At 33.2% G+C, this 19,500-nt stretch carries 12 protein-coding genes; 7 read left to right on the top strand and 5 right to left on the bottom strand.

What is annotated here, in order from left to right:
• Positions 1 to 25 precede the first annotated feature (25 nt).
• From KO527_RS14410 to KO527_RS14400, 3 genes are read left to right on the top strand one after another with little or no spacing between them, the layout of a single operon-like run.
• Positions 26 to 1,279, top strand: a complete 1,254-nt coding sequence (locus KO527_RS14410) for a PqiA/YebS family transporter subunit (protein ID WP_216040980.1) — start codon at positions 26 to 28, stop codon at positions 1,277 to 1,279.
• Positions 1,276 to 2,934, top strand: coding sequence for an intermembrane transport protein PqiB (gene pqiB, locus KO527_RS14405; protein WP_216040979.1), 1,659 nt, complete (start codon positions 1,276 to 1,278; stop codon positions 2,932 to 2,934). The genes KO527_RS14410 and pqiB overlap by 4 nt, the downstream gene beginning before the upstream one ends.
• A complete protein-coding gene (locus KO527_RS14400; RefSeq protein WP_216040978.1) occupies positions 2,935 to 3,543 on the top strand; it encodes an ABC-type transport auxiliary lipoprotein family protein in 609 nt (202 codons plus the stop codon).
• A 24-nt stretch (positions 3,544 to 3,567) separates the two neighbouring features.
• Here the strand turns inward: KO527_RS14400 and KO527_RS14395 are convergent, their stop codons facing one another.
• The 3 genes from KO527_RS14395 to KO527_RS14385 all read right to left on the bottom strand — a co-directional run bounded on the left by KO527_RS14395 (position 3,568) and on the right by KO527_RS14385 (position 11,062).
• Entirely contained in the window at positions 3,568 to 8,700 is a 5,133-nt protein-coding gene (locus tag KO527_RS14395) for a diguanylate cyclase (protein ID WP_216040977.1), read from the bottom strand.
• 15 nt (positions 8,701 to 8,715) lie between these two features.
• On the bottom strand, positions 8,716 to 10,038 hold the full coding sequence (locus tag KO527_RS14390) for an acyltransferase (RefSeq protein ID WP_216040976.1): 1,323 nt from the start codon (positions 10,036 to 10,038) through the stop codon (positions 8,716 to 8,718).
• A 247-nt stretch (positions 10,039 to 10,285) separates the two neighbouring features.
• Entirely contained in the window at positions 10,286 to 11,062 is a 777-nt protein-coding gene (locus tag KO527_RS14385; protein ID WP_216040975.1) for a peptidylprolyl isomerase, read from the bottom strand.
• 239 nt (positions 11,063 to 11,301) lie between these two features.
• On the opposite strand from KO527_RS14385, the gene KO527_RS14380 reads away from it, so the two are divergent.
• The gene (locus KO527_RS14380) at positions 11,302 to 11,478 is read left to right on the top strand and encodes a hypothetical protein (protein ID WP_216040974.1); all 177 of its coding nucleotides are present in this window, start codon (positions 11,302 to 11,304) and stop codon (positions 11,476 to 11,478) included.
• Positions 11,479 to 11,574: 96 nt separating this feature from the next.
• Positions 11,575 to 13,233, top strand: coding sequence for a bifunctional UDP-sugar hydrolase/5'-nucleotidase UshA (gene ushA, locus KO527_RS14375; RefSeq protein WP_216040973.1), 1,659 nt, complete (start codon positions 11,575 to 11,577; stop codon positions 13,231 to 13,233).
• A gap of 52 nt (positions 13,234 to 13,285) precedes the next feature.
• Here the strand turns inward: ushA and KO527_RS14370 are convergent, their stop codons facing one another.
• Together KO527_RS14370 and KO527_RS14365 are read right to left on the bottom strand one after the other, a co-directional pair.
• Positions 13,286 to 14,218 carry a hypothetical protein gene (locus KO527_RS14370; RefSeq protein WP_252733727.1) on the bottom strand — a complete coding sequence of 311 codons (933 nt, stop codon included), beginning with the start codon at positions 14,216 to 14,218 and terminating at the stop codon, positions 13,286 to 13,288.
• The gene (locus KO527_RS14365) at positions 14,211 to 15,032 is read right to left on the bottom strand and encodes a PhnD/SsuA/transferrin family substrate-binding protein (RefSeq protein ID WP_216041179.1); all 822 of its coding nucleotides are present in this window, start codon (positions 15,030 to 15,032) and stop codon (positions 14,211 to 14,213) included. The genes KO527_RS14370 and KO527_RS14365 overlap by 8 nt, the downstream gene beginning before the upstream one ends.
• A 338-nt stretch (positions 15,033 to 15,370) precedes the next feature.
• Between KO527_RS14365 and KO527_RS14360 the strand changes: the two genes are divergently transcribed.
• The gene (locus tag KO527_RS14360; RefSeq protein WP_216041178.1) at positions 15,371 to 16,171 is read left to right on the top strand and encodes a S1/P1 nuclease; all 801 of its coding nucleotides are present in this window, start codon (positions 15,371 to 15,373) and stop codon (positions 16,169 to 16,171) included.
• Between the two features lie 70 nt (positions 16,172 to 16,241).
• Entirely contained in the window at positions 16,242 to 19,469 is a 3,228-nt protein-coding gene (locus KO527_RS14355; protein WP_216040972.1) for a TonB-dependent receptor, read from the top strand.
• Positions 19,470 to 19,500 lie beyond the last annotated feature (31 nt).

The raw sequence follows: 19,500 nt of genomic DNA, 5'->3' as shown, positions 1-19,500 counted from the left end.
TTAAACAACTTTTTACTGATTTTAAATGCAAATACATTTAGCCTGTGATCACTGTGATCAGCTTATTTTTATAGATGTATTAAAGCCAAATCAAGTTGCTTCTTGTCCAAATTGTCAGTGTAAACTACATATTGGCAAAAAAAATAGTGAGCAAAAAGTTGTTGCTCTGAGCCTCTGTGCGATAATAATGCTATTGAGCGCACTCTTTTATCCCTTTATTTCTTTTAGTGAGCAAGGGATCACTCAAACAATCACTCTGCTTGATGCTGGGAAAATACTATTTGCTTATAACAGCCCTTTTTTAGGGGTTCTGATAGATGTGTCTATTATTTTCTTACCACTTACTTTATTAGTGTTTTTTGTATTAATACATATCGGTTTATTAAAAATACTGCCAAGAAAATATTCTATTAAACTTTTAAAATTAATCTTTAAGTTGATCCCTTGGGTTATGTCAGAGATTTTTTTGATTGGCATTTTGATCAGTATGGTAAAAATAATGTCTATTGCAGACATCGGTTTTGGTTTAAGTTTTTATGCTTTTTCTGCTTTTATTATTTTTTATTTAATGTGTTTAACACAAATAGATAAGAAAAAGTTATGGCGTCATATTTCACATTCAGATAATAGCCCCATTATTTGTAGCCCTTCAAGAGCAATAGATAATAATTTAAGGGCGTGCCATATATGTCACCTACTAACGAGTCATACGCAATGCAGTCGCTGCCATAGTAATACTTTTTTTAGAACCCCATCGAGTATTCAAAAAGTAATCGCCTTACTCGTAACTTCCTTAATGCTTTATTTACCCGCGAATTTCTACCCAATCATGCATACTTGGGTTTTAAATCAAGATGAACCGGCTACCATACTTGGCGGAATAATGACGTTGTGGAAAATGGGCTCTTATCCAATCGCAATTATTATTTTTATAGCCAGTATTATTATTCCTTTAGCAAAAATATTTGTATTAAGTCTTTTATGTTATGTTGTCAGCTATAAAAATGATATTGATTATACTGCGCAGCATCAGTATACAAAAGTCTATCAAGTTACTGAGTTTATCGGTAAATGGTCAATGTTAGATGTATTTGTAGTCGCCGTGTTAGTAGCCTTGGTTCAATTAGGCGCCTTAATGTCAATTACTCCTGGTAAAGGTGCAATATTTTTTGCGGGTATGGTTGTTACATCTATGCTTGCTGCACATGCATTTGACCCCCGACTTTTATGGGATAAAGAAAATCAGCTTTCAAATAACAATCAAAGAGATATTGAATGACACAATCAGCAGATATTAAACAAGGTGCTTCAATATCACCTATTTGGATACTCCCTTTTATTGCATTGTTTGTTGGGATTTGGATGGTTTATCAATATCAGAATGCGAAAGGAGAAGAGATATTTATTCGAATGCCACACGCTGAGGGTATTACTGCGGGTAAAACTCAGATCAAAGTACGTAGCGTGAATATGGGACTTATTACAGATGTGAAATTATCAGATGATAGAAAATATGTTATGGCTCGCGCCGAAATTGATAAACGATATCAGCATTTATTAACAGAAGATGCCAAAATTTGGGTCGTTAAACCCAGAGTTGATCAAGCTGGTATTACAGGTTTAAACACCTTACTTTCTGGCGTTTACTTAGAGTTTTCCCCCGGCTCAATAGAAGATACCAGTAGTTACTTTAAATTACTTGATGAACCCCCTCTTATTGCAAATGATATTCAAGGTGGACGTTTTAATTTACTCAGCCGGGATTCTGAGGTGATAGAGGTCGGTACAGGCTTATATTATAAAGGTTATAAGGTTGGACAAATTGAAACCGCAAATTTTGACTGGCAAGAGCAAACTATGCGTTATCAAATATTTATTAAAGAACCTTTTCAAAATCTCGTTACTTTTAATACTGTATTTTGGGTTAATTCAGGTCTCGAAGTCGACTTATCTGCTGATGGTATCAATATAAAAACTGGCTCTTTAAGCAAAATGCTAAAAGGTGGCATCTCTTTCACTGTGCCTGAGCGTGAAAACCCTGGTGATACTGTCAAAGCTGGACATATATTTTCTTTAAGTAAAAATTATAAAAAAGCACTGGAGCAAAGGTATTTTCTGTATGATTATTTTGTCATACAGTTCGAGCAATCTATTAGAGGTTTAAACCCTGGCGCACCTGTTGAGTATAGAGGTATTAGAATAGGAACGGTTGTAGAGTCCCCTGCTATGCTTATTGTTGACGATAAGCCCGCCTATTTTGCAACAGAAGATACAAGAGTGCCTGTTTTAATTAAGGTTGAATATAAAAGAATATTCCATAATGCCAAAATTTCTCAAGATTTCTGGCAATCAAATTTAGAATCTTGGCTAAAAAAAGGTATGCGTGCATCTTTAAAACCCGGTAATTTAATTACAGGCGCATTATATGTTGATTTAGACATATACCCTGACGCCCCGCCATATCAGATAGAATCTATTGCTAGCTATTCAGTCTTGCCAAGTATTTCTAGTGGTTTTAGTGTTTTAACCAATCAAGTATCTGAGGTCCTAACAAAATTTAATAAACTCAATATTGAAGGCTCTTTGTCCCAGTTTGAAAAAGCTATGGCTGAATATGAAGTACTCGCAACGAATGTCACAGCACTAATTAGTGATAATAAAACTCGGGCAATTCCCGACAATTTTAATCAAACGATGGCTCAAGTTACACAAAGCATGGCGCAATTTGACCAAACAATGAAACAGTTTAGAAAAACCATGTCTGACTATGAAGAAGGCTCACAAGTTTATAATGAGATGAAAAGCACCATGGCAGAGTTAAAGCAATTAAGCCAAGAGTTACAGCCCTTTACAAAAAGTTTGAACGAACAGCCTGACATGTTGATTTTTGATAAGAATAATATTTCTGATATTGAACCTAGGAGTAAAAATTAGATGTTTTATAAGCCGGTTTTAATTTTATTGATAATGATGTTTCTCAGTGGCTGTGCTAAAAATACCAGTTTAAACAAAACACATTATTACCAGTTTTACGGCCAAAATAATAATTTAACTGTGGTAAATACAACAAAAAAACCTATGTTATTGATTTCTGATATTACATTACCAGGAAGTTTAAATAATAGAGGTATAGCGATGAGGGTTAATCAACATAGGTTACAAAACGCTAACTGGCATTTATGGAGTACATCTCCGGATGAAATGCTGTTAACAAATATGGCATCAAATCTTGTTTTTTTACAATCAGATTGGTTGTTTTTAACTCAAAAGGGCCCCGTTAATCAAGTGAAAAACGATCTTCATTTTGAAGTGAAATGGTATTTAAATAAATTTAATGGCGGCTTAGATAATGATGCTGAAATTTCTGGTCTTTGGCAATTATATAAACATCATGGGGATGGCACTATGTCTCTGGTAAAGCAACAGTACTTTAATGAGACTCAAGCGCTTAAAGAGGATGGCTATATCGGTTTAGTATCAGCATTAGAATCACTCTGGTTTAAAGTGAATAAAAACTTTTTAGAGGCACTAAATCGCATTTAACCAGAGTTTTTGTTGTCACTTAATTCAATCTGTTAAGTTCACTGATGTTTCGGTTTTAAGGCTTTCAAAATCTATATGACAGTGGCGACCTTGATGTTTTGCTGCGTAAACGGCTTTATCAGCACCCTCTAATAACATTTTGACATTAGTTTCAATCGTTGGCACAAGTGTGTAACTACCAATACTTAATGTAATTCTATTATGAGGCAAGTTACCAGAATGTGTAATATTAAGTTCAGCAATAACTTGATTGAGCCTTTGTGCCATAAAATGCGCTTGTTTTTTATCAATATCAGGCAAAATAATTGAGAACTCTTCTCCACCATAACGAGCGGTTAAATCCGAACTTCTGACAAATAAAGATTCCATCGCTTTAGCAACTTGTTTTAATACCTCATCCCCTTCTACGTGACCAAATGTATCATTGAAAGATTTAAAATTATCTATATCACAAAATAATAAGGTTAAAGGTTGTGCAAGACGCCTGGCTCTATTAAATTCATCATCAAGACGTTGATTAAACTGTCTGCGATTTGCTAAATTTGTTAAGCCATCTGTATTTGCCAGTTTTAACAGTTTTAAATTCGCTTGTTGTAATTTTTGATGAGTATCATCTAGCTTTTTATTTGATTTTAACAACTCATGATTAAGTAGCTCTTGTTTTTCAAGGGATGTTTGGAGTTCTTTAGTTCTATTTAATACTTTCTTTTCTAATTGAGAGAAAAAGTGAGAATTAACAATTGAAATAGCAGCTTGAGATGATAAAAGCTCAATCATTTCTATCTTTTGATTACTAAATGCACCCTGTAATAAACTATTCTCTAGATATAAGATGCCAACTTGTTTACCTTGATGCATAATACAGTGACAAAAACATGAATAAACCGCATGGCTCTCAAAATATTCATCATCGCTAAAGAGTTTATCTTGCGTTGCATTTTCTATTAATAAATCAGTTTGTGTTCTTGTTACATAATTAATGATACTGACTGGTAACATAGATTTTAATATTTGCTCATCAGTTTCATTTATTGAAGTGATATTTAGAGCTAGAGATTCAACCCAACCAAAGGCTTGTAATGCAAGACTATCGTTTTCTTGCAATAAAAATAGAAAACCGCGATCAGCCCCTGCATTTTCCATAATAATTTTTAACAATGTTTTGGTTAAACTTTCTAACTCTATTTCTTTAGTCATCATTTGAGATGATTTAATTAAGCTTGTTAAATCAAGTCCGTCACCTGTGTGAGTTTTTCGTGTTAAGCTAAGTTGTGTATTAAGGTCCGGTTGAGATAAATTAGGCATAATGTTTATGAACTCTTTTTCTATCTCACTTGCTTTATTATGTGCCTGCCAGTTCCTATATAAATAATATGCTTGTTTAATATCTGTAATCGCTAAACGTTCTTGATTTAATGATAGGTAAAACTTAGCGGTTAATTCATGGGCAAGTGCTTGCTCATGGTGTAAATTTGAATTTTGCGCATTACGAATTGCATCAGCATAAAATGTCATGGCTTTCTGGGTTTTTCCAAAAAGGCTACAATATTCTGCTTGAACGAGTTGCCATTTATTTAAATAGTTTTCAGGTGCATGCTGTGCCCAATGTTTTAACTGTTTTTGATTCTTTTTAATACGTTTTAGATGTTTACGCTTATTTACGGGAACAGCTTTAATATCTTTTAATAAGGCAAGAGAATCGTAAAAGTGAAAAGCTGCATATGCATACATGCCTGCTCCAGATTTTAAAAACTCACGGCCTTTATTTGCATAGGTTATGGCATTTTCTTTGTTAAAAAATATACTCAATAATAATTTATTAAAATATAATAAAAATAAGGTACTGTTATCTTGTGCTTTGTGATGTAGTGCTAATTTTTGATTTTCGTTATAAGCTTTTCCACATAACATATCTGGTTCATCACATGGCTCGTAAAAGTTGTTAGCAGTTTGCCAACAGATATCATGCCAGTATTGAGAAGAAGCATATCCAAAACCTTTAAGTATTTTGTGTGTATCTTTCATACCTGCTACAAGCTCATCTAATGGCTGCGAACTATTAAATTTAGCTTGTGTTAAATTATTTAGTGCATAAGATGCGTATTCATTATCACCTTTTTCTAAAGATACTTCATAAGCGTGTTCTAAAGTTGCAATAGAATCCGTTAGCGGTTTTTCAAAGTTTTGTAACATCCAGCCCATAAAGAATAGCGGCTGCTGTAACTGTAAATCATATTTTTCAGCGATTTTTATTCCAAGATTGCCAAATTCAGTGCCAGATTTAATTTGATTTAATAGCGCAGATTCTGTTATCCCCCACCACGAAAAAGCATAACCTGTCATTGGCGAATAACCTAGTTCAACAGATATTTGCGTCATTTTAAAAACGATGACAGCGACTAAATTTTGGCTAGTCCAATATGCGGGTGGGATTGTTAAACCTAGAATCCTCATAATTAATAAATTACTAGGATCGGTCATTTCTTGCAGTTCTAGTAAGCTTTCACAGGTTTGATTTCGTAATTTATATTTTGTTTTGAATAACTCAAACATTACCTTTGAAGATGAAGGCAATTTAGACAAATTTACGTCAAGAAAAGATAAAGCAATATTCGATGCCTCAACAGCTTCTTCAAGTCGGTTTTGTGCAGTGTATGCTTGTAGTCTTAATGTCCAGATACTTGCTTGTTCAATTGGTAAGCGTGTATGCGCTAATAGTTCATCAATCCACGACTCCATTTTACAATATTGTTTTTCTAATAATGCGGTTTCGGCAGCCAGCGTCAGCAATTGAGCACAAATATCTTGTAAATTACACCAAGGGTCTTCAGGTAGTAACGAAATTGCATTTTCAAAATAACTAAGAGCAGATGAAAATGCAGTACTGTTCATGGCTTTTTTACCTGCAGCCATATTTAAATTAATTAAATTATGAATATCGGCGTCATTTTTAATCAAATCTGTCGCAATATTGTAGTGATTAACGATGTTAAACAGCTCTTTTTGTTTTTCTGTGTTTGATAGTTTTGATTCTAATGTGCGTGCTATTTGTAAGTGCGTTTGTGTTTTTAATGGCTCAGGAAGCAAAGCATATGCTGCTTGTTGTAAGTTATCATGGGTAAATCGATAATGTACATCTTGATAAATTACTTTTTGTGTAGCATAACGGTAATTGATATCCAGCGGCCTTATTATCCCTTCTAATAAAGCGGGTTCTAATGATTGAGCGATTATATTTTGGGGTTTACCTATTACACTAGCGAGCATTTTAAGCGAAAAGCGATTATTAATACTTGCAGCATATCTTAACGCTTGCTGTGTATCTTCGGCCAATGTTAAGAACTTTTGAGACAGTAATTCAATGACATTACTTGTCATATTCTCTTTATGTAATTCATCATGATGCCAATACCAAGAGTCATTTTTAACATCAAACAAAATGAGAGATTTTTCTTTTAGAGTGTCTAAAAACTGAATTAAAAAGAAAGCATTTCCGGCAGTTTTATCAAATACCAATTTTACTAAATCATCAATTCCTATCGGGCTTTGAAGCATCTCACTTATAAGATCATAAACATCCTGATAAGTTAAATTTTCAAGTAGGATATCATGATTATTGATAGCTGAACTTGTTATGTGGCTTCTAACAAGTGAGAGTGAATGTGCATCATCAACTTCATCATCTCTGTATGCATTGATCAATAATAAACATGAATCCTGCATCTCATCAGATACACGCTTTAATAATGATAATGAGGCATTATCAGCCCATTGCCAATCATCAATAAAGATAATTAAAGGGAATTTTTTAGTTGCTAAAGAAGTTAAAAACTTTATAAATACATAATTAAACCTGTTATATGCTTGGCTGCTAGAAAGCTCTGATACATCTGGTTGCGTTCCTATTATTAGTTCAAGTGAAGGTACAACTTGTGTTATGACTTTGCCTAAGTCCCCTACTGCGTCTTGAATAATATCTTTCCAGAATTTCAATACATCTGCTTTTTCTTTTAATAAAAGATGAACCAATTCATTTAATGCTTGGGACCAAGCATAAAAGGGAATATTTTTTTGAAACTGGTCAAACTTCCCAGATATAAAGAAACCAGATGTACTGGTTAAAGGTTTATATATTTCTTGTACCAGAGCGGTTTTCCCTGTACCTGATTGCCCTAAAATAAATAAAACTTCAGCTTTTGAACTACAAATATTAAAAAAAGAATTTAATATCGTTTTTATATGTTTTTGTCGACCGTATAATTTTTGCGGGATATTAAAGACTTGAAGGCAATCTTTTTTACCAATTTCAAAATCAAAATCTTGATTATTAAGTTTTAATTCATATAAACAGGTATCTAAATCAGAGATTAAACCTTCAGAACTCTGATAGCGTGAATCTGCAGATTTAGACAATAATTTCATAATTATTTTTGCAAGCGCTTTTGGAATTTTGTTATTTATTTCACGCACATCGATTGCTTGCTTGCTAATGTGAGCATGAACTAAAGCAAGTTCTTGCTGTTCTTTAAATGGTAATAATCCAGAAAATAATTCATATAATACAACGCCATAAGAATAAAGATCACTACGATAATCAAGATTTCGATTCACTCTCCCAGTTTGCTCTGGTGAGATGTAGGAAAGCGTACCTTCAAGTTGATTTACATTTTGGAAATTATGAAACTCATTATTGAGTAAAGATGCTATGCCAAAGTCAATAATTTGGATTTCGTTAGTATCTTCATTATAAACAATATTATCAGGTGTAACATCTTTATGAATCAAATGATTTAAGTGCAAGGTCTTTAAGGCATTAGCTAAAGATATTGCGATTACTAATCTTTTATCAATATTGATTTCTGTATTAAGTTTCAACCATTTACTTAATGAAATTCCATCAATATCATTACCAACGATAACTAATGTATTATGTATTTGTAGCAAGTTTTTTGTTTGCCAAACACACTCAATCCCTCTTAACTCTTGGGAAACATCATACTCTCGACGAAATTGGCTTAATTCTAATTGTGTTGGGTAATCACGATTAAGTGTTTTCAATATAACTGGCGTTAAATCATCTAAAGTAACCGCACGGTAAACAATTGAAATATCACTTTCATATATTTTTTCTGTAATTTTAAAGTCTGAGAAATTCACAAATAAATCCGAATCTTAATTTTTAGCGTGAAGCAAGGTTTTAAACTTAGTTAACAAATCTTTATTCTCTTGTGGACATTTTAATGATGGAAAAAAAGATAAACACAGTTCAGAGTTCGGAGAGAAATTAATAACAGCGACGGGTCTATTTACCAGTGCAGCGCCTAAGTTATCTTTAGGCGCTATATTGACGGCACTTAAATGTTTTTTGGAGATACAATCATGTAAGAATCTGTTAGAGTCTAGGAAATCATAATTATTCCAGTTGGTTACAACAAAAGAAAGGGCTTCATCTGACGTTCCTACCAATTCCTGTTTTATTGCCTGCTCTGTTAAAGAAAACATAGATATATCAATGCCATTTTTTTTAAATTCCACGATACGATTATGTATCTGTAAAGCAATTTCACTCAGGGATTTTTCACCATCAATAGTCACAGGTAAAAACGAAATATAGTTACCCGTGTATTGTTGTCTATTCTCGTCGTTTAATAAATCAGATAACATTTTGAAACTGATTTTATGTTTAGCTGGTTTAGACCTTTGCTCAACATTGACTAGATAAATCGATTTTGCAAGCATTGCACATACAATACTATTTTTTGTTATTTGGGGATAAATAATACGACAGTGAGCGATACATTGATTAATATCTAACTGACTAATTTGAGGTGCTCGTATACTGGTTTTGAAATGAGCCAGGCACTTTGTCAGTTCAGATCTGTCTATACCATATTCACCGATATCTTCAATTTTGTATTCTAGTAAGTCTTCAATATTTTGAGAGTTATTTATTTCTGTTCTTTGTGATAGAGCTTGCGTTATAAAATTGTCGCCTGAAATTGTTTGAAGAGATTTTATTTTACTTAATATCCCTTTGCTTAAAGCAGGTTCATCTTGTAACACAGAATTATAATGATTTATGAAATTGTTAAAAAAATAATTGGCACTTCTTGCATCCATATATTTATGGTTACTTGATACTGCAATTATGAATTCTGATTTATATTTATTTTCAATCATAGTAACGATCATTGGTGCGTTACCAATAAGATCGATACTTTGACTTGATAGGTTTTTAAAATCGGCTTCTATATTATCAGATAATTGATGATTGAATAAGGTTGTAGTTGAATCCGTGTTAAGCCAAACAAAATCACTTTGAGATGTGTATTTTAATTGAAACTTAAATTTATTTACATAATCAAATACAGCTTTAAAACTTTTTTTGAGTTGATTAATATCGGCTGTGCCATCAAAAACATATCCATTAGTGAAAATGATATTAGCGCGATCCATTAAAGCTTCTAGGCCTATATTTTCAACTACATTTGTCATCTTCACTGCCTTTTTATTATTGTTTGTTATTAATAGTTGAAACTATGCTAAAAAAGTTTAGAGTAAAAACTTCAAATTACATATGTTAAATTATTAATTTACATAAACATAATACCTAAGCTATAGATAACTTCAATAAGTTAGTTTGGAATAAATGTTTTAAAGGATAATATTTCCTGATGGTCTGTACTTATTTTTTTACAGTATAAAAAGCAACCATAACTGGTTGCTTTTATTGATTTATTATCTATTTTGTTTTTTTACGAAAAGGTATTAGACCAAAGGCTAATAAACTGAACCAAGCAAAAGATCCGCCACTACTGCCATTATCGGTATCAGGGGTTTTATTAGCGTCTGCAATGAGCGTATTTTTTACTAATGATAAGTTGTTTGCAGAAGTCACGTCAGGATCATAAATTGTGATTTGATTTATAGTTACAAAATTTTCAACACCTGGTAAATCACCATTTGAACAGTGCTCTTGGCTGTAATTTGGCATAGGTATTTCACCACAAAAAGATAAGCTAGTGATTGATTCAATCGATTCCATACCCTCAATAACTTGACCAAAAACTGTAAAACCTCCATTTTGAAGATCTAAATTCGCGCTATTATTTTCTAGATTAAAAAACCATTGGTTAGTAGCACTATCAACCTGACTGCCTATTTTAGCCATAGCAATTGTGCCTTTAACATTTGACCATACAGGCTCATTTTGTATTGCGCTATCGGCATCTACCGCTGTAAGTGGGAGTTCATTTTCAAAAGTAAATCCACCACCTTGAACAATAAATCCATCTATTGCTCTATGTATAACAGTATCGGTGTATCTACCATCATTCACATACTTTAAAAAATTAGATACTGTGATTGGAGTTGTTTCATCAAATAAATTAACTTTGACTTTTTTTACTTCATTTGAAATTGTAACATCGAACTCTACAATTGTAGCTTGTGATGACAGGGAAAGTGTTAAAGCACTTAGAGCGATTATTGGTTTGAGAAGTTTAGATATTTTATTCATTAAATGTTACTGCTTTGTTGTTTTCTTGTTAGTAAAACTAGCATAAACATTTGAAGTACAAAAAACCACAAATAGCTTCCGCCATTCACATTATAACTACCTTTAATTACCTTTGATTACATTTTCTTGTTTTATATGAGCTAAGTAATGATTTTAAGATAAACAACTTTTAGCTCTATTCAAGCCCAAAGATATTCAGTAAGGTATGTAGCAATATTGTTAAGTTTATTAGTTAATTGATGTCAAATAGAAGTGAACCTTGTGACTTTGGTCCTTATAAAGGTATTTTATATAGCAAATTACCAATTTCTTATATCCATTGGATGATAAACAGTAAACATAAAAGATCTGAGTGGGCAATTATAGAGCTAAATAAAAGAGAACAAGCCGTTAAGGATTCAAATAAATTAGTATAATTGTTCAAATTCCAATTTTCAGTTACCATATGATTAATATCAGATGGCTATTTAAAACATTTAAATAGCCATCTTTTTTTAAAATATAGGTTCATAATGTCTTTATCAGTAATATACAAATCAATTTTAATCTCAAGTATTCTCACAATAAGTGCTTGCTCTGTATTTAAAGAACAAGCTCCCGTTTCGAAAACACAAAAAATAACAATATTGCATACAAATGATAACCATGGTCGATTTTGGCATAATGAAGATGGCGAGTATGGCATGGCTGCTCGTAAAACATTATTAGATCGCTTACGTTCAGAAGCCAAAGCACAAGGCAGTGAAGTTTTATTATTATCTGGTGGCGATATTAATACTGGGATCCCTGAGTCAGATATGCTGCATGCCGAACCTGATTTTAAAGGCATGTCTTTATTAGGCTATGATGCAATGGCTATTGGTAATCATGAATTTGATAATCCACTGTCAGTACTTAAAAAACAACAACAATGGTCTAACTTTCCTTTATTATCAGCCAATATTTTTGATAAAACTACAGGCGAACGACCATTTAAAGCCTATAAAATGTTTAATAAAAATGGACTTAAAATTGCTGTTATTGGATTAACAACAACTGATACAGCTAAAATTGGTAATCCTGAATATATTAGTCACCTAAAATTTGAATCCCCTACTCTATCTAGTCAAAAATTGATTAATGAACTTAAATCAACTGAAAATCCAGATATTGTTATTGCAGTAACTCATATGGGACATTTTACAGATGGAAAACATGGCATAAATGCACCAGGTGATGTAACGCTAGCTAGAAACCTTAAACAAGGATCATTAGATCTTATTATTGGGGGCCATTCGCAAGAGCCTGCGTGTATGGATGGTGAAAACAAATATGATACAGATTTTCAACCTGGTGATGTTTGTACTCCCGATCAACAAAATGGTACTTGGATCATGCAAGCCCATGAATGGGGTAAATATGTAGGTAAAGCAGAGTTTGAATTTACTAATGGTGAATTAGTATTGGTTGACTATCAATTAATACCTGTTAATTACAAAAGAACAACGATTGCAGCTGATGGTACTAAGGTTAAAAAATTAGTTGGCAAAAAAATTGAAAATGACTCTGAAATGTATAACTTTTTGTCTAAGTTTCAAAATCAAGGGCAAGCACAACTAATACAACCTATTGCACAGTTAAAAGGTGATTTAGACGGTGAGAGAAATCATGTCAGATTTCATCAAACAAACTTAGGTAGATTAATTGCTGCTGCGCAAATGAAAAAAGTAAATGCTGACTTTGGTGTGATCAGTGGCGGTGGGATCAGAAACTCTATTAACGCTGGTGATGTAAACTATAAAAATGTATTAACCGTACATCCGTTTAAAAACCGTTTAACTTATGTTGAAATGAAAGGAGATGAAATAAAGTCTTTTTTATCTACAGTCGCTAGTTTCCCATCTGATGCCGGCGCTTATACACAGTTTTATGGTGTTTCTTTAACTTTGAAGCAAGGCATTGCTGAGAATATTAAAATTCAAAATAAACCACTCGATTTAAATCGTACCTATAGATTTAGCCTCAATAGTTATAATGCTGCAGGCGGTGATGGTTATCCGAAATTGAATAAACACCCTGGGTATGTACCTACCAATTATATAGATGCTGAAGTTTTAAAAGAATTCTTAATCCAAAATAGCCCTATTAATGCAAATGAATATTCGCCTAAAGGTGAAATTAAGTACCTTTAATAAAATTTGGATGAGTATTAATTTATACTCATCCATACTCTGTACTCTCTCTCTATTTCCCTATCAGTTCAATATGCTCTGTTTCAATTGTATTTAATCCATAGTGGTGTAACTTAGACCTTGAGCCTTCCCCATGTGCTTTTGGTGGGTAATAGATTGCTTTTAATTCAGGCGTATCAGTAAATACTTCATCTAAAGCTGCTCTGATCTCACTTAAAGTTTTTTCTAAGCTATTACTAAAGTTTGGCCTTTTACGAACTGTGTGTCCTAACTCGATAAGTCTAAGGAAGTATTTATTGGCTAATTCCGTTAGTTCATCTGGTAGGTCTTTATTTTGATTGAGCACGATATCTTTATTGAGTGTACAAAACTCTGTAAGCGCAACATAAAAACATAAGGGCTTATTTGCAAGCGGTATGGTTACGTTAGTCTCACTATTGATCAGCACTTTTTCTTTTAAATTGATTATTAAAAATGGCGTTTTAGGTTCATCTTGCGTGATTAATAATGTATTTTTACGGTTTTGCCAAATTAGGATGTGATCTAAAGTAAGGTAAGCAAATAATATGGCTATTAGAAGGGGAATTAGGCTTAAATACTCTAAAATAACGAAACTAGGTTCAGAGATTTGTATATTTACAGATTCACCTGGTGCAAGTAAGCTTCGATATATTAGGCTATCGTTATTTTTATTTTCAATTGAAATGTTTTGAATTGTGTGGAGTTGGGCTTTATATCCCATTTTATTCAGTTGGGTATTGAATTTTTCTATGTAGTTTATAATAGAAGAGTGATCGCCTACATTATTGAGTGACGGATCTGGAAGGCTTAATCTTGGTAAATCAAGTGCAATTCTTGTCTGTATTTGACTTACCGATTTATCTATATTCGCCCTGTGATCTACATAAGCACCCAAAGAATATGAAAGTTGTAATACTAACCAGAAAATGAGAAATGATATTATTACTTTATGATACTTAAGCATCTGTTAGTACCTTTGTTAATAGTGCAGTATTACAAGATTTAAATAACTTTACATGATTAAAATAGGTTGATTCATTTTCTTTAGCTAAATCAAGCAAATTCCTTTGTACCGCACAAAGTAAATCTGTATTGTCTACATCCATTTTTAAATACCACTTACTACCGCTTATTGGATCACTAATTGGTTCTATATAATTTTTAGAGAACTGCTTTTCATCTCCTTTTTTCCAATAAGATGCAATTAAGTCCACTTTGCCGCTAGCTAACAATTCTCTTAATCCTTCATGTGAATTAGCATAAGTGATATCTAAATTATCAATATTAAGTTCTAAATCTTTGAATAAGGCTTTTGGTAAAATGTGTCCTGATCGACTTGTCGGGTAATCTAACAACCCTATTTTCTTATCTAAAAAGTAGAGTTTTTTTAGTTTTGGCTTTTCTTTTAATGATATAAAAAATGCAGTGTAATTTGAGTAACCTAAAACAGCTTGATAGTTATATGTAGATTCAGCCATGAAAGCCTGCATGATATTTTCTTTTGCAAGTATCAAATCTGCAACGCCTTTTCCTAAAAATTCAACAGAATCCCCTAGCTTATATCCCCAGTGTACAATTACATTCCCATATTGTTTTGCTACAACTTCATCTTGACATAGTTTATGTGAGACCTGTTTAGCCACAACTTCTGATGGTACATAAATAATTAAGTTATGATCAACAGCTTTGCCGTTTGTTTTACATTGACTTGATATTTCCATAAATACAGGAATAGCTTCATTAGATATTTCTGTTCTTGAATTACCTAGGTAAAACATAAATACAATTACTGTACACAAAAATGTAACAATTGCTCTTTTTCCAAAAAATGCGAGTTCCGATAACACAATACTTCACTTTACTTGTTTACAACATTGTACATTTGAACAAGTTTGATTACTTATTGCAATAAATAATTTTACCTAAGTAATATAAGTGGTTGTTTCAATAGGTTTGTTAACGAGTAATGATGAATGCTGTTAACTCCTTCCTATTTGACTTTAAAAGCGTGAAAATAAGTAATCAAAACAAGGTTATTTGTAATTATTTGCAATTGGGTGGTTAGGTGAAAAAACAGTTAACAATAAAATTTATTATCGGCTTTTATGCAATATTAATGTTTGCTTTATCTCATAATGCACATGCGTGGAGTCAAAATGGTCATAGAATTGTAGCAAAAATAGCTGAGAATCATCTAACCGAAACAACTTTACAAGCTATTTTACCGTTATTAGAGGGTGAAAAATTAGCCGAGGTTTCAACTTGGCCTGATGAAATGCGGTCAAATCCAGATGAATTTTGGCAAAAAGAATCAGGTAAATATCACTACGTTAATATCAGTAAGGCATCAGACTTTAAACCTTCGTCTTATAATATTTCAGCACAATCTGGTGAAGTCACTGATGCTTATGCTTTAATTTTAAAAGCAACTTCAGTTTTAAAAAGTCCCTCCTCTTCTCTTAAAGACAAACGTTTTTATTTTAAATTTTTAGTACATGTTGTTGGTGATATTCATCAGCCTATGCATGTTGGCCACAGTGAAGACCGTGGTGGAAACCGTATTAAAGTTAAGTTTTTTGGTGAACATAGTAACTTACATTCTCTTTGGGATGGCTTATTAGTTGAAAACCAAAATTTATCTTTTACAGAATTTGCACACTTTATAGATACAAACGATAAAACTCTCATTTCAAAATACTTAAATAGTCAACCGAAAGACTGGATTTTAGAGTCGTTTTATATAGCACAGAAGTTATATGACATTGGCGATGGAGATTACAGATATAATTATGTATACGAACAAACACCTGTCGTTAAAAAGCGTTTAACGCAAGGTGGCATTAGATTAGCGGGTTTATTGAATCGCATATTTGATAAATCAGCAATACCTTTAGTGAATTCATTAAACAACCACTAAATCAAAGCAGTAGATAAATAATATAAAAGCAAATTAACTTTCAAATAATTGTTACACGGGAAACGACTAAATGAAAACTTATCAACTTTCGAAGATCACTGGCGCGTTAGTTTTTGCGTTAGGTTTATCGGCAAGCGCAATGGCAGCAGAAACTTCTTCTGCAATGCGTGGTAAAATTTTAACTCCGCAAGGCGATGCTGCTAGTAATGTAAAAATTACTGTAGTTCATCAACCTACAGGTACATCAAGAGAATTAACAACAAACGAAAATGGTGTATTTGTTGCAAAAGGTCTGCGTGTTGGTGGTCCATATACTATTGTTATTGATTCTGATACTTATTCTGACGACATGTTAGAAAACATCTACCTTTCTTTAGGTCAAACGGAGCGTGTAAATGCTCAGCTAGCATCTAAAAAAATGGAAACAATTGAAGTTTCTGGTGTAAGAGTTTTACAAGATGTAGGTGGCGCCAGTAGTGTATTTGGTCAAGCTACGATTGAAAATATGCCAAGCTTTAATAAAGATATTAAAGATGTTGCTCGCTTAAACCCTTTAGCAAGTATCAATGGTAATGGTGAGATGACGATTGCTGGTGGTAACCCACGTTCAAATAGCCTAACAGTTGATGGCATAGGTCAAAATGATGACTTTGGTCTCAATTTCGGTGGGTATGCAACACAACAACCTCCAGTTTCACTTGATGCTATAGAACAAGTATCTGTTGATGTTTCACCATTTTCTGCTAAAAAAGGCAACTTTGGTGGTGGTACTATAAACGCTGTAACTAAGTCTGGTACAAATGACTTTAAATTCTCTGGTTTTGTAGAGCAGTCAACACCTGAATTAGCTGGTGATCGCTCTGTATTAGGGCAAAACAATTATGCTGAGTTTGTTCAAGACCCTGATGGTACTAAGCACTATCCAGGTAATGCCATTTTAGATGAAACTGGTCACAAAACTTATTCAACAAAGAAAGTAGAGCCGAGTAATACTGATACTCGTTTTGGTTTTAATGTTGGTGGTCCGCTAATTCAAGATGAATTATTCTTCTTTGTTAATTATAGTAATTGGAAAAGTGTAATCGAAACTGATTATGGCTTCCTAGGTAGTGGCGCCACTAATGAATACAACATGACGCAAGAAAGCTTTAACAGCTTTATGTCTACTTTAAATACTACATATGGTATACAAGATTCATTAGGTGGCGATGTTGAAGACAGCAACGAAACTTTATTAGTTAAACTTAGTTGGAATGCATCAGATAGCCATCGTGCAGATTTTACTTATCAATGGCAAGATGACCAAGATAGTCGTGGTGCTACATTTGGTGGGCAAAACATAGCATTAGAGTCTCGTCGTGCAAACTACGTTACTAAATTTGATAACTTTGCTGTTAAGCTTTACTCTGATTGGTCAGATGAACTTTCAACTGAAATCGGTGTAAGTTATAAAGATGTATCATCTGATACTATCAATAATTCAAATTTTGGTAGCGTTAAAGTTAGTCAAGGACGTGATCAGCCGTCAGTCGAGTTTGGTGCAGCTGGTACTAACCATGATAACCATTCACAAACTAAAAATTTAATTATATCATTCGATGGTACTTACTTACTTGACGATCATGAAATTAAGTTTGGTGCGCAATACGAAAACTTAAATTTATATAACTTATTTGCACAGAACTCATTAGGCAGTTGGACATTTGATGATTTTGAATTATTTGAAAATCAAAAGATCGGTAAATACGATTTTAATTATGCTAATGCTTATACCAATGATTCTAACGATACAGCATATGATGCTTCTCGCAGTACTTTAGCGCTTTATTTAGAAGATACATTCTATGTAACTGATGATTTAGAGCTAACAGCAGGCTTACGCTATGAGCGTTTATCTTCAGATGATAAACCAACATTAAATACTAACTTTTTAGAAACCAATGGTATTTCAAACCAAGAAAATTTAGATGGTGTTGACGTAATATTACCTAGAGTTGGTTTTAAATATTATGCTAGCGATGATGTTGTTGTGCGTGGTGGCATTGGTCGTTTCCAAGGTGGTATTCCAAATGTTTGGTATAACAACCCGTTCACTATGGATGGCATTACTTTAGTTTCTGCGCCAAGCTCTGCAACAAATGGCTATTATCAAAATGAAGACAACATAGTTGATTCATTTACTGTACCACAAGAAATTAAAGACTCATTAGAATCAGGTGCCGGTAGCGTTAATTATATAGATCCTAATTTTGATCTTCCAACTAGTTTACGCGCACAAATAGGTGTTGATTATACTCTAGATATTCCTTTTGCAGGGGATAACTTCCTTTGGTCTTCTGAACTGATGTATCAAAAGAAAGAAAATGAAGCTGTTTGGGTTAATACGGGTATTAAAGATTCTGGTGAGCGTGCTGCAGATGGAGTGCGAGTGATCAATGAAAGTATCTATGAAGATAACTTTGATATCATGATGACTAATGCCGATGATGATGGTAAATCAATTATTTTCTCTACTTCTTTAGCGAAAAGTTGGGATAGTGGCGTGAGCATGACGATGAGCTACGCGCATCAGGATATTGAAGAGAATCATGTTGGTTCTGCATCTCAAGGTCAAAGTAACTACAAACACAACATCATTAAAAACCGTAACCAAGATATGGTGTCTCGCGGTTTTTATGAAGTTGAACATAGTTTTAAATTAAACTTAGGTTATTCAACTGAGTTCTTTGCTGGATATGCTACGAGCTTTAACATGTTCTTTGAACGCCGTTCAGGTCGTCCATTTAGCTACACTATGGGCATGTATAAAGATGGTGACTTTGGAGATACAAGAGATTTCTACTCTCAAGGTGCTTACTTACCATATATTCCAACAGGTGCAGATGATCCTAATGTAAACTGGGATGAGTCAGGTGTTAGCTGGGATGAACTTAAAGGTTACTTAGATGAAGCCGGGATTTCAGCATCAGGTAGTATCCTTGATAGAAATACAGGAACTCAGCCTTGGGTAACAACTATGGATATCAGCATAAAACAAGATATCCCTGGGTTTGCTGAAGGGCATTCAGGGCAAATATACTTCATGGTAGACAACTTTGCTAATCTTCTTAACAGCGATTGGGGTGTAGAGAAGAAAATTAAATATGCAAATCAAGTGGTATATGATTTTGGTGGTTTAGATGAAAACGGTAAATACAAAATCGATAAACCATATGGCGGCCGTGATACGCGAAACTATAATACAATTGCTGGTGGTTCAGCTTGGCAAGCTAAGATTGGTGTAAGTTACAAATTCTAATTTGATTTGTAATTGTCTTTCCCTAGAGACA

This window comes from Pseudoalteromonas sp. C2R02, from assembly GCF_018860845.1.
GTDB lineage: Bacteria > Pseudomonadota > Gammaproteobacteria > Enterobacterales > Alteromonadaceae > Pseudoalteromonas.
Note: the sequence above shows the minus strand (reverse complement) of the source record. Positions and strands in the feature narration are given on the sequence as shown.